Source organism: Acinetobacter sp. YH12138 (assembly GCF_015218525.1).
GTDB lineage: Bacteria > Pseudomonadota > Gammaproteobacteria > Pseudomonadales > Moraxellaceae > Acinetobacter > Acinetobacter amyesii.
This window is the reverse complement of the sequence record NZ_CP048670.1, coordinates 2,208,540-2,220,980: the sequence shown is the minus strand read 5'-3', so window position 1 is coordinate 2,220,980 and position 12,441 is coordinate 2,208,540. Positions and strand designations below refer to the sequence as shown.

Sequence of the window (12,441 nt, the reverse complement as noted above, 5' to 3'; positions counted from 1 at the left end):
TTTATGAGTACAGTACAACTTTATTTAAATGAACAAGAAATAGCTGAATTGGCTCGAGATCTTCCTCAGGATACTTCCATAATTTATGGAGAGGAAAAGAAAGAGTTTGGTATTTGCCCCTATATCACTTTGTACATGCATCAAGAAAATGCTGAAGATCTACTAAATAAAGTTGTAGATATTTATATTGAATTTGAAAAAACCATAATAGATAAACCTTTTCAATTAAGGTTTAGGAGTGACACTGAGGTTTGGAAAAAGGCTGATAAATGGATTAGAAGCCGAGATGAGCTTTTAGTTGAAATGCATAAAATCTTTAAAAAATATTTTGTATATTTTATAGGTGCAACATCAGCCGAGGCGGATACACAGAGTGCACGTTGGGCTTTAGAAAGTAATATTCGAGACTCAAATGAGCGCTATTCTAGTATTAAATTAACTTTTGGCGATCAATGGTATAAAACCAATAAGATGGTTTGGCACACTTTTGTTGAAAAAATTTTAAGACAACTCAATCCAATACAAGCTTATAGCGGTTATGAAATAGGTAATACTGGACAGTTTGCTTATATTTCACCTGAGTTCGAAACTGTTGAACGCACATTTTCAGATTATTTTTATGGACTTGATATTGATCATCCTGGTATGGAGTTTTCTCATGAAAATATGTTTATTGCAGAAGATCGGGATGGGTTAGGTGGTGGAATTCGTACCCCAACATGGTGCTTTTTACTTTCTCCCTACTGGCTAGAGAAACTAGGCTTGAGTGAAGAACAAATTCGTGAAAAACTGGATGATCCACGAATTGAAATTACTAAAATTATAGACCTAGAAGATTCAACAAAATACAGCTTATGGATACGTTTGGGAGAGCTTTCACTTTATCCAGTTGAAGAAGGTGTTCCTGATTTATTGGTGATGGCAAATGAACTAATTAAACCGATACGTTGTGATAACTTAAAACTGACCACTTTAGATGCGTGGTCAGATGATCCAAATCCACGTTTTGATGCGGTCAGTTCAAAGCAATGGATTGCACGATTTGATGAAGACAGCACTTGGCCTGAATTAAAACGAGTGAAAGTTGAAGTTCAAGAACCAGAAAGAATAGATATTGTTATTGCCGGTAGCCCATGTCCTCACGCAGGATATTGGTATACTTTTGCTAAAGAAAACTCACGTCAATATTTTAAACAAGGAGATATATTCCCTAATTTTGAAAGTGATTGGGGTGATGTGTACTGGCAGTTTGATGGTGAAGAATGATTTATGCCTTTCGTGGCATTAATTTTAGGATTAATATGAGTTTCGATAAATATAAAAGACAGATTTTTTTAACTGAAGACTATTATAAAAGTGCCTATGATTTTTATATCGAAGATATTGATTTTTGGAAAGAAAGTGATGCATTTGAGGATGATGAGTATAATTGCGGCGAAAATAGAAGATGGAATTTAATAACACATGATTATTCTTTTCTACTTTACCTTGTATACACAGCAGGAAAATCTATAGGGGAAGTTATCCCCTTATTTGAAAAAGTTATAGAAGGCTTTGAAAAACAATCTGAAGCCTTAGCTATTTTCCATAAGTCAAAAAAATCTTCTGTCATTCCAACTCAAAATGAAACGTTAAATATACTTGGTCTGGCTTTTTTATTAAATCGAAATGATTTGTTTGATCGTATTCATTCTTTAGTCAATGGTGAGGGTGAAAGTCATACGGGTGAAGATGAAATTATTAATAAATTTTTTAAACTTAATGATCCTTCACATCCAACATTTAACGAAGGAAATTTATTTGCATTAGGTTATTCAAAATTATGTGATGTGATTGATAATGTGCTAGTTAAAAATAATAAAGAAACTGCTGTTAAATATTTAGATGAATACTTAGCTGATTGGTATCAAATGAATAAAAATGCACTTTGGTTTAATAGTCATTTAGAGCCTGCAGAAGAACTAAAATATTGTGGTTATTGGTCTTTTGAAGCAGCTGCTTTGGTTTATTTACTAGATTTGGATGACACTCCTCTACACAAGCATTTATTCTATCCTAAAGATATAGTTGCATGGGCTCGTAAAAATAATACTCAATCTGAAGTAACCCAAGAGAATCTAACTGTAATAAAAGTCAAAGCTGGCGAAAAATCCCCAAAAACGGGCTATTGGACAACCCCTGCACAAGTGGATTCACGCGTTCATGTGTTAAGAGGTGAAATGTTACCAACACTTTCTGAAACAGATTGGGGTGAAGTGTACTGGCAATTTGATGGTGAAGAATAAATAAAACATGCCCTTCGTGGCATTAATTTTAGGATTAATATGAGTTTCGATAAATATAAAAGACAGCAATTTTTAACTGAAGAGTATTATTTAAAGACTACAGAGTACAATGAAGAAGGAATACCCTTATATTTAGAAAGTGATGCATTTGAAGATGATCAATATAATTGTGGAGAAGCTTCGAGATGGCAATCTATTACATGGATCTATCATTCTTTATTATATCTTCATTATACTGCAGGAAAGCCAACAGAAGAAATATCTCCATTATTTGAAAAAGTAATAGAAGGTTATGAAAAACAATCTGAAGCCTTAGCTATCTTCCATAAGTCAAAAAAACCTTCTGTCATTCCAACTCAAAATGAAACGTTAAATATACTTGGTCTGGCTTTTTTATTTAATCGAAATGATTTGTTTGATCGTATACATTCATTAGTCAATGGTGAGGATGAAAGTCATACGTGTGAAGATGAGGTTATTAATAAATTTTTTAAATTTAATGATCCTTCACATCCAACATTTAACGAAGGAAATTTATTTGCATTAGGTTATTCAAAATTATGTGATGTGATTGATAATGTGCTAGTTAAAAATAATAAAGAAACTGCTGTTAAATATTTAGATGAATACTTAGCTGATTGGTATCAAATGAATAAAAATGCACTTTGGTTTAATAGTCATCTAGAGCCTGCAGAAGAACTAAAATATTGTGGTTATTGGTCTTTTGAAGCAGCAGCTCTTGTTTATTTACTAGACTTAGATGATAGTTCCTTACATAAGCACTTGTTTTATCCTAAAGATATAGTTGCATGGGCTCGTAAAAATAATACTCAATCTGAAGTAACCCAAGAGAATCTAACTGTAATAAAAGTCAAAGCTGGCGAAAAATCCCCAAAAACGGGCTATTGGACAACCCCTGCACAAGAAGATTCACGCGTTCATGTGTTAAGAGGTGAAATGTTACCAACACTTTCTGAAACAGATTGGGGTGATGTGTACTGGCAGTTTGATGGTGAAGAATGATTTATGCCCTTCGGGGCATTATTTTTGGAATAAGAATGATTTTTGATAAAAAGAAAAGACAATTATTTTTAACAGATGAAGTTTACAATAGAGTAAATATATTTTTAAAAGAATTACCTATTGAAATTTTAGAAAGTAAAAAAATATATGAAGACAGTCCATCTGATATAAGAAGATTAGATTATTACTTATCACTACATTCTTATGATTTATTAAGTCTAAATTTTACAGCTGGGTTTGATATTTCTACACTTAGAATTCAATTAGAAGATGTAATTACGAAATATGAAGAATATACAATAGCTTTACGCAAAGACGAGAAGGATGAAGATTGGGCACCATTTTATTTTACAGCTATAGATGAGTACGAAAGATGTATGCAGTTGATAGGACTGTGTTATCTATTACACAGAAGGGACTTATTACCTCGTATTGCAGCGATGCAAGACAAAATTTACCATGAGCAAACAGAACAATTAGATACGCTGTATGAGGACTTTTTATCATTTGAGTTGATGGATAGATATGATGTAGATCAATGGTTTTTTGATAATCCATATCGCCCATTAATTTTTAGTAATTATAGAGATACTAAAGAAGAGAGTATTCAGGATATACAGGAATATTTGAAATTATGGTATCCCGCATTTGAAAGTGCTCCATGGTATGACTTACATAAAATGGAAAATGGAGGTTATTTTGGCTATTGGGCTATAGAAGCTGCTGCTTACGTTTATTTGCTAGATTTAGATGATAGCGAAATAACACATATGATTTATCCAAAAGATTTGGTTAAATTTGCCCGAGAATTTGTACCTTCCGAGAAGGATATAAGTAATCCTAGTACAAAAACATTAAAATGCGAAGCAGGTCAAATTTGCCTTAAAACAGGTGAATGGTATAGTCCTGCGAATAACATGGAAAAACGTCATTTTAATCAAGGAGAAGATATGCCTGAGATTAAAGATAACCCTTGGGGTTTAACGATTTGGTATCTGACTGAATAAGTAGATGCCATTCGGGGGGGCATTTTGAAATGGATGCGAATATATATTGGCAGTTTACTGGTGATAAATAGGATAAATTTTCCTTTTGGTTCTTCGTTTCTAATGGATAATATTTTTAATTTTCTTTGATTATTATTTTTAATTAAATAAATTAAAACCCAATATTTTTAAAAGGATAATGATGAAAGTTTTAAAAACGAATTTAATGCTTATTATGCTTTCAGCAATGAGTTTAATAGGGTGTAATACTCATTCAACAAAAACTTATGTGTTGACGACAACATCTTATGGTTATGATGCAAGTTATATTCCTTATATTGTTGAATTAAATGGTGAAGAGTTGGGTGGCGGATTTGGTAGTGGAACGAAAAGATCAGCAGTGTTAACAGGGTCCCAATATGTAAAATGGGGTGAAACAAACAGTTCGCGTAAACATAAAGCTATAAATGTTCCTTTATTAATTTCTAAAGACTTAAAAGATAAAAAATATTTAGCAGTACATTTATACCCAGATGATAGTGTGGAGATTACTCTTTCAAATGAATTACCTCGTGCTACAAATAAAGGTTTAGAGTGGAGAGCAAAAATTATTGATGAATTGAAGGTAAAAGAAGAAAAATAGCTGTATCAGTCATGAGTGGCATGTAGATCAAAAAAAAGCGCATGATGACATGCGCTTTTTAATTTACAGCTAATTATTTTTCAACGAATGCACGTTCAATCACGTAGTCGCCTAGAACGCCCATCTTAGGAGATTCTTTCAGGCCGTGCTGGTCAAGTAGTGCAGCAACGTCGTCTAGGAATGCAGGTGAACCGCAAAGCATTGCGCGGTCAGTTTCAGGGTTGAAACGTGGAAGACCAATTTTTTCGAAAAGTTGACCAGATTCAATGGCAGTAGTTACACGGCCTTGAGTATGGAATTCTTCACGAGTTACCGTAGGGTAGTAAACCAATTTTTCTTTCGCGCCTAATTCGCCAAAGAATTCGTGGTTAGGAATTTCATCTAAGATTAAATCTTGATAAGCCAATTCTGAAATGAAACGAGTACCATGTACAACGATGATTTTTTCAAAACGTTCGTAAGTTTCAGGGTCACGAATCACTGAAAGGAACGGTGCAAGACCTGTACCTGAAGAAAGTAGGTATAAGTTTTTACCAGGGTTTAAGTCATCTAGAACTAAAGTACCTGTAGGTTTTTTAGATACTAAAATTTCATCGCCAACTTTTACTTTTTGTAAAATAGACGTTAAAGGACCATCTGGAACTTTAATAGAGAAAAACTCTAATTCTTCTTCATAGTTTGCGCTTGCAATAGAATAAGCGCGCATTAAAGGCTTACCATTTACTTCAAGGCCGATCATCACAAATTGACCGTTTTTAAAACGTAACGCAGTATCGCGAGTGGTTTTAAAAGAGAATAAAGTGTCATTCCAATGGTGGACGTGAGTAATCTTTTCGACGTTAAAAGCAGCCATTAAAGGTCTCAATAAAATTATCAAATTAGAACAGCTTACTATTCTAATCTAAAATCATTCTCGATAAACTGAATATATTTAATTGAACTTATCAGAAAAAGTGATTATGTCTGAGCTTAAAATGCCAATTATCGGGTATATGAAATCTCCCTACCGAGAAAAGTTTGGTATTCCACGTCAGCCAAATTTGGTGCAAGTCGAATCTTATATTGAAATGGTAGAACCTTATAACGATTTATTGGCTTTTGAGGGGATTGAAGATTTTAGTCATCTTTGGTTGATTTGGCAGTTTCATGAAAATAAAAATGTAGATTCGACAAAATTTCGTCCGCAAGTTCGTCCTCCGCGTTTAGGTGGTAATCAAAAAATCGGGGTATTTGCGACACGAAGTATGTACCGGCCGTCACCTATGGGCTTGTCGGTTGTGCAGCTCAAAGCGGTGAAAAAAGTTGGTAAATCGGTACGAGTCTATGTGGTCGGCAGTGATTTGTTAGATGGCACGCCAATTTTAGATATCAAACCCTATATTCAATATTCAGATGCAGTTATGGATGCGCAAAGCGGTTATGCGCAGGATGAGCCAGAAAGAAAATCTGTGATTTGGTCAGAGCACGCTGAGCAACAAAAACAGGTATTTTTGAATAATGGCAATTTAACCGAACAATTAACAGCAGAACTGGAACAAGTATTGAGTTTAGATCCACGTCCTGCTTATCAGCATGATGCTGAACGTATATATGGCATGTTGTTTGCTGGCTTGAATGTAAAATTTCAGGTCTGTGATCTACAAATTCTGATTATTGAAATATCTTAATAAAAAAGGAGCTAATTTAGCTCCTTTTTTATAGCTTCAATGCTGATTTACGGTTTCATATTGTTTTGAATAAATGTACTAGCTGTATCGTTATACCAAGTACATAAATTATTTTGGCTTTCAATACGTTGAATGGCAAGTTTTCGATCTACATCAGTTAAAGTTGATGGAAGATTATCCTTTTCATTTTGGATTTCATCTGCAAGGCTGTACTGCAACCCATTAGCATGACGTTCTACTTCGTAATATTGTCCTTTATATTCTGCATAGCCATGGGTTGCATCTGCATCAGTTCCTTTAGAAGAATATAGGTACGCTACAGTATCTTTATAAGTTTTCTTAAAAATTCTGCTTTGAGCATTTTGACTATATTGCGCAGCATAATCATCAAAATATAGTTTCTCATCGCCATTGCTGTAAGCAAGCAGATTTTCTTGGTTATTAGAGTAGGTCAATTGCTGCATACAGTAAGCGCCTGCTGGGAATGTCAGGTCTTTAACACGGTTGTAATAGGTATTACGGACTGTGCCAAAGTTTACTGTAGGTTTATTGCTAAGATCCCATTGATGTTCAGGCTCAAGTGTGGCTAAGACATTTTTACCGCTTAAATCAATTTTTTTGTAGGTCGAAGTAAAGACTAAACCTGTGGAACCGATAGGTGAGTAGTGCTGATGAGTAAGTACTAAGTCCTTAAATGAGCCAGTACCAACCAAATAGCCATATTTAGAATCCTTGGGCCCAAAGTCTTGATAGATGCCATTTTGAGTGATGGTTAGATCATTATCCATTTCAAAATTATTTTGGTCGTAGATTTTTCCTTGATCAATCGTACCGACTGAATAATTCAACGTTAAAGCATCATCATTATAGCCACCATTAATTTCAAAAAATCCCCATTGCTGAAAATCTCTATTTTCTTCAGGTGTATTCGAATTATTATTTGCGGAAGACTCACTTGAACTTCCACCTCCGCCGCCACAGCCAATTAATGCCATTGCTGTAAGGATTGAAAGGCTCAGGCTTTTAAGTTGCATTGTTTTCCCTCTTTTTTTGATATACAAATATTTAATCAGGGGGATCTTATTGTAAAAATAATGTAATAAATGAAATTTTTATTTGAATAAATGTTAATAGGTTTATTTATTCTAATGAATCTGAGTCATTATTAAATTTAACTGCATTTGTTGCTATTGATGTCAGTATGAGCAGCCAAGCAACATGAATTGAGCAATAAATTCACGCTTTTAATCTTATACTAATGTTGTGTGATCTAGTTAATTACACACCTGCTGTGCCCAATTTATCTAATCCGATGTAAAAACTTGCTATAGTAGTTCTATGTTTGGGGAACATAGAACAATGACTTTTAATTTTGAAATTGACACTTCTTGGTGTTTAGACCAATTACAAAAAGATGGACGTATTACTGAACGGGACAAAATACTGATTCAAACCACGCACCGTCAGCGTGAGCAGTTAAAATGGCATCCTTTACAATGGATTGCCAATTTTAATTTGGTCGATCAGAGTCATCCGCAGTCTACCTTAACGCTCAATAGACTCTGTCAATGGTTGGCAGAAAAGTCAGGTGTACCGTTTTATATTATCGATCCTTTAAAAGCTGATGTACCTGCTTTGACAGCCATTATGTCGCAGGAATTTGCAGTACGAAATCGCATTTTAGCGGTGGAATTACAAAATGAGCATGTGTTGATTGCAACGGATCAACCTTATAAAAATGAATGGATTGCAAATTTAGAAAGAACGGTATTACCACGCAAGATTCAGCGTGTATTACTCAGTCCAGATCAACTACAGCGATATTTGGTTGAATATTACCAAGTGAGTCGTGCGGTCAGTAATTCTCAAAAATCATCGAGTTATGACCGTGAAAATAAAGGCGTTGAAGCGTTATTACAATTAGGTGATACACAAAATCCAGATGCTAATGATCAGCATATTGTGAAGCTTGTCGATTGGGTTTTACAGTTTGCCTTCGAACAAGGTGCAAGTGATATTCACCTCGAGCCGCGTAAAGATACAGGAAAGGTGCGTTTTCGTATCGATGGCGTATTGCATACCATCTACAACATGCCAGCAAATACGCTGACAGCGGTGGTTTCACGAATTAAGATCTTAGGTCGGATGAATGTGGCTGAAAAACGTAAGCCGCAAGATGGACGTTTAAAAACCCGTACACCCAAAGGCCAAGAAACAGAGCTACGTTTATCGACGCTGCCAACAGCCTTTGGTGAAAAGTTAGTCATGCGTATTTTTGACCCTGAAGTCTTGGTACGTAGTTTCCAACAGCTCGGTTTTGAAGGGCGTCTGTTGGATGATTGGAAGGCCTTAACCAGTCATAGTCACGGTATTATTTTAGTGACCGGTCCGACGGGTTCGGGTAAAACCACCACGCTTTATTCATCACTCAAACAATTGGCAACCGAAGAAGTGAATGTCTGCACCATTGAAGACCCGATTGAGATGTTAGAGCCAAGTTTTAACCAAATGCAGGTGAATACAGGGATTGATCTAGGCTTTGCCGATGGTGTACGGGCTTTAATGCGTCAAGACCCTGACATTATCATGGTCGGGGAGATCCGAGATCATGATACGGCAAATATGGCGATCCAAGCTGCATTAACAGGTCATTTGGTGCTTTCAACTTTACATACCAATGATGCACCATCGAGTTTGACGCGATTACATGATCTGGGGATTCAGCCTTTTTTAACGGCAGCGACCATTTTAGGGGTTTTGGCACAACGTTTGGTTCGTCAACTCTGTCCACACTGCAAGCGTGAGACTTTTATCAATGAACAAGAGTGGAAACATTTGACCTTTGAATATGCGATACAAATGCCTGATTTTGTCTACGAGGCGGTGGGCTGTGATGAATGCCGTCAAACGGGGTATAAAGGCCGTGTGGGGATTTATGAATTTATGCCGCTCAGTATTGAAACCAAGCAATTGATTGGTGCCAATGCAGATTTAACCCAATTACGTACACAGGCACGTAAAGAGCATGTCGAACCATTACGAATTGCAGGTGCACGTAAAGTACTTGCAGGGGTGACGACTTTAGAGGAAGTCCTGCGTGTCGTACCGCTCAACTAATGGTTTGATCAAATAAATAAAAACGTCTTTGCAGCTTAAGATTCGACTCATCTTGCTTTGTTTAAATAGTGCTATCGAAATAGACAAAGTAAGAGAGACCGAAGATGAAAACATTCACTCAATTGGTATGTGTTTTAGCATTTGCAGGTGTGGCATCGGTTGCAGTCGCGAATACAGCAGTTAATCAAACAGCTGTTGCACCGATGAAAACCACATCAGTGAAACATGCCTTAGACTTAAAAGATGATAGTAAAGTTCAATTGAAAGGTTATGTTGTCAAATCGATGGGCGATGAAAAATATCAGTTCCGCGATAGCACAGGCAGCATTACGGTGGATATTGATGATGAACTTTGGCAAGGCAAAGCGATTTCAGCTAAAACACCCGTAACGCTCATTGGAGAAATCGACATTGATTACAAACCGACGAAACGCGTTGAAGTTGATGTCGATCAAGTAAAATTTTAATTTAGCCTGTCATTCAATACAGTGCTGCACTATAAAAAACCACGGCTTGCTGTGGTTTTTTTATGATTTGAGTAGATATGAGCAAAAGTTCGATACACTGAAGTCGGAACCATAGAAATAGGGTAGGTAAGATGCGAATTTTATTGGCAGAAGATGATGCATCCCAAGCCGACAGTATAAAAACATGGCTTGAAATGGATGGCTACAGTGTTGATTGGGTTGAGCGAGGCGATCACGCTATTTTGGCTTTAGAACAACATCAATATGATTGCATACTTTTAGATCGTGGCTTACCAAAAGTAACTGGTGATGAAATTTTAAAACGTATCGTACAGTTGCATCCGCTTACACCAGTTTTATTCATTACTGCTCGGGACAGTATTGCAGATCGTGTTGAAGGTTTAGATCTGGGAGCCCATGATTATTTGGTGAAACCCTTTAGCTTAGAAGAGTTGTCAGCAAGGGTACGTGCCCAATTACGCTTGCATCATCAACAGCGTGATAATTCTCTGACTTTCGGGGATTTAAGTTTAGATGTACAAGCTAAAACGCTGCGTAAAAACGCGGAACTGATTACGTTGACTTCGCGTGAATATCAAATTTTGCATAAGATGATGTTGAATCCAGAGCATATTATGACGCGTAGCCAACTCGAAGAATCACTCTATGCTTGGGGCGATGAAGTTGAAAGTAATGCGATCGAAGTTTTTATTTACCAATTGCGTAAGAAGATTGGCAGTGATTACATTAAAACCTTAAGGGGTTTGGGTTATCGCATGAATCTTCCGCAACAAAGTTAAGTCTATGAGTGATAAAAAAAGCATTTCCTTACAGTCGCAACTGATTAAAACCTCACTGCTCAGTGCAATTTGGGCGGGAGCAATCTCTCTGTGTCTGATGTTGGGATTTGGTTTGTATCACATCATGAATGTACACGATGCCCTGATGGACGAAGTGGCAGATATGCTTACTGCTACTGATCTCACGCTGAAGCAAGACGAACAAATAGATGAACTGAGTGAAGAGTTTGATATGCAATATCAACTCATGCAAGGGTCGCAAGTCTTAACCACATCGGAACAACACACAGCATTTGAACATCAGCCCAATTTAAAACAAGGGTTGCATTATCAATGGAGAGAAGGCGCGCTTTGGCGTAGCTATGCACTTCAGGACGATGGATTAAGCGTACAAATCATTCAACCGATGAAAACACGGCTGAGGGAAACGCTGCAAAGCGTACTAGGCTATGCAGGGATTCTATTGATTGTCTGGTTGATCCAATGGCTATTACTGCATATTTTGATTAAACGTCAATTGAAAGTTTTACAGCTTTTTTCAAAACAAATCGCTGAAAAAAATGTAGATGACTTACAAGCCATTGTTTTACCTGAACCTGTATTACAGGAACTAGAACCGATCCAAACACAGCTGAATTTTTTATTAAACCGATTAGATCAAGCCTTAGAGGCGGAACAACGCTTTACCTCCGATGCCTCACATGAATTACGCTCACCGCTGTCTGCGATTCAAATGCGACTTCAGGTATTAAAACGAAAATATCCCGACATTCAGCAGGATTTATTGAGCATACAGCACGATGTTAATCGAGGAACACGCGTGTTGGAAAATCTACTAATTTTGGCACGGCTCGACCCGACGCAATCGGAGCAATTAGATAAAAAACAAGACGACTTAGAACAGCTGAGTTTACAAGTCCTTGACGCTTTACAGCCTTTTATTGAAGAAAAGCAGATCGAATTGAAGCTACAGACCCAGTCTGTACAGTTTGAGATGAACGCAGAGTTGATGTTTAGCTGTCTACGCAATTTAGTCGATAACGCTATTCGCTATAGTCCTACGCAAGGACAGGTAAAGATTGATTTAACGGTAACAGCACAGCAGGCGGTTTGGACGATTGAAAATCAAGGTGCGGGACTGACAGTCGCAGAATTGCAACGCATTGGCGAGCGATTTTACCGTGTATTGGGAACGAAGACGCAAGGTTCAGGTTTAGGTATTTCAATTGCCCAAAAAATTGTACAGTTACATCAAGGCCATTTAAATGTGGATGCATCTGAACTGGGTGGCTTAAAGGTACAACTCACTTTTCCAATCCGTTAAAAACACGATTTGCTCTAAGGAATTTAGCGAAAGAGTATTGTGAGAGGAAGATGAGTGTTGCGATTTAAATTAAGTTTGAGTAGTTATAAAGCTTAATTTGACTAAGTACAAAACTTAAAAAAGCAGTAA

The 12,441-nt window shown here is 36.6% G+C and carries 12 protein-coding genes; 10 read left to right on the top strand and 2 right to left on the bottom strand.

The window, feature by feature from the left end:
- The first annotated feature begins 3 nt into the window (after window positions 1-3).
- The 5 genes from G0029_RS10785 (at window position 4) to G0029_RS10765 (ending at window position 4,937) form a co-directional block, all read left to right on the top strand.
- Complete coding sequence (locus G0029_RS10785) at window positions 4-1,266, top strand: type VI immunity family protein (RefSeq protein ID WP_180109812.1); 1,263 nt, start codon at window positions 4-6, stop codon at window positions 1,264-1,266.
- 35 nt (window positions 1,267-1,301) lie between these two features.
- Window positions 1,302-2,285, top strand: a complete 984-nt coding sequence (locus tag G0029_RS10780) for a PoNe immunity protein domain-containing protein (RefSeq protein ID WP_180107957.1) — start codon at window positions 1,302-1,304, stop codon at window positions 2,283-2,285.
- Between the two features lie 39 nt (window positions 2,286-2,324).
- Window positions 2,325-3,308: a PoNe immunity protein domain-containing protein gene (locus G0029_RS10775; RefSeq protein ID WP_180107958.1), complete on the top strand. Its 984-nt coding sequence runs from the start codon at window positions 2,325-2,327 to the stop codon at window positions 3,306-3,308.
- Window positions 3,309-3,343: 35 nt separating this feature from the next.
- A complete protein-coding gene (locus tag G0029_RS10770; RefSeq protein ID WP_180109813.1) occupies window positions 3,344-4,315 on the top strand; it encodes a PoNe immunity protein domain-containing protein in 972 nt (323 codons plus the stop codon).
- Window positions 4,316-4,496: 181 nt separating this feature from the next.
- Window positions 4,497-4,937 (top strand): hypothetical protein, encoded by a 441-nt coding sequence (locus G0029_RS10765; protein WP_180107960.1) that lies wholly within the window; start codon window positions 4,497-4,499, stop codon window positions 4,935-4,937.
- A 73-nt stretch (window positions 4,938-5,010) separates the two neighbouring features.
- On the opposite strand, the gene G0029_RS10760 is transcribed toward G0029_RS10765, so the two are convergent.
- The gene (locus G0029_RS10760; protein ID WP_078189109.1) at window positions 5,011-5,790 is read right to left on the bottom strand and encodes a ferredoxin--NADP reductase; all 780 of its coding nucleotides are present in this window, start codon (window positions 5,788-5,790) and stop codon (window positions 5,011-5,013) included.
- A gap of 106 nt (window positions 5,791-5,896) precedes the next feature.
- Between G0029_RS10760 and tsaA the strand changes: the two genes are divergently transcribed.
- On the top strand, window positions 5,897-6,604 hold the full coding sequence (tsaA, locus tag G0029_RS10755) for a tRNA (N6-threonylcarbamoyladenosine(37)-N6)-methyltransferase TrmO (protein ID WP_180107961.1): 708 nt from the start codon (window positions 5,897-5,899) through the stop codon (window positions 6,602-6,604).
- A 47-nt stretch (window positions 6,605-6,651) separates the two neighbouring features.
- Here the strand turns inward: tsaA and G0029_RS10750 are convergent, their stop codons facing one another.
- The gene (locus G0029_RS10750; protein WP_180107962.1) at window positions 6,652-7,638 is read right to left on the bottom strand and encodes a hypothetical protein; all 987 of its coding nucleotides are present in this window, start codon (window positions 7,636-7,638) and stop codon (window positions 6,652-6,654) included.
- 325 nt (window positions 7,639-7,963) lie between these two features.
- Between G0029_RS10750 and G0029_RS10745 the strand changes: the two genes are divergently transcribed.
- The 4 genes from G0029_RS10745 (at window position 7,964) to G0029_RS10730 (ending at window position 12,312) form a co-directional block, all read left to right on the top strand.
- Window positions 7,964-9,721, top strand: coding sequence for a GspE/PulE family protein (locus tag G0029_RS10745; RefSeq protein WP_180027311.1), 1,758 nt, complete (start codon window positions 7,964-7,966; stop codon window positions 9,719-9,721).
- A 104-nt stretch (window positions 9,722-9,825) separates the two neighbouring features.
- Complete coding sequence (locus tag G0029_RS10740; protein ID WP_078194424.1) at window positions 9,826-10,188, top strand: NirD/YgiW/YdeI family stress tolerance protein; 363 nt, start codon at window positions 9,826-9,828, stop codon at window positions 10,186-10,188.
- Between the two features lie 131 nt (window positions 10,189-10,319).
- Entirely contained in the window at window positions 10,320-10,988 is a 669-nt protein-coding gene (locus G0029_RS10735; protein ID WP_180107963.1) for a response regulator transcription factor, read from the top strand.
- 4 nt (window positions 10,989-10,992) lie between these two features.
- A complete protein-coding gene (locus tag G0029_RS10730; protein ID WP_111885335.1) occupies window positions 10,993-12,312 on the top strand; it encodes a sensor histidine kinase in 1,320 nt (439 codons plus the stop codon).
- Window positions 12,313-12,441 lie beyond the last annotated feature (129 nt).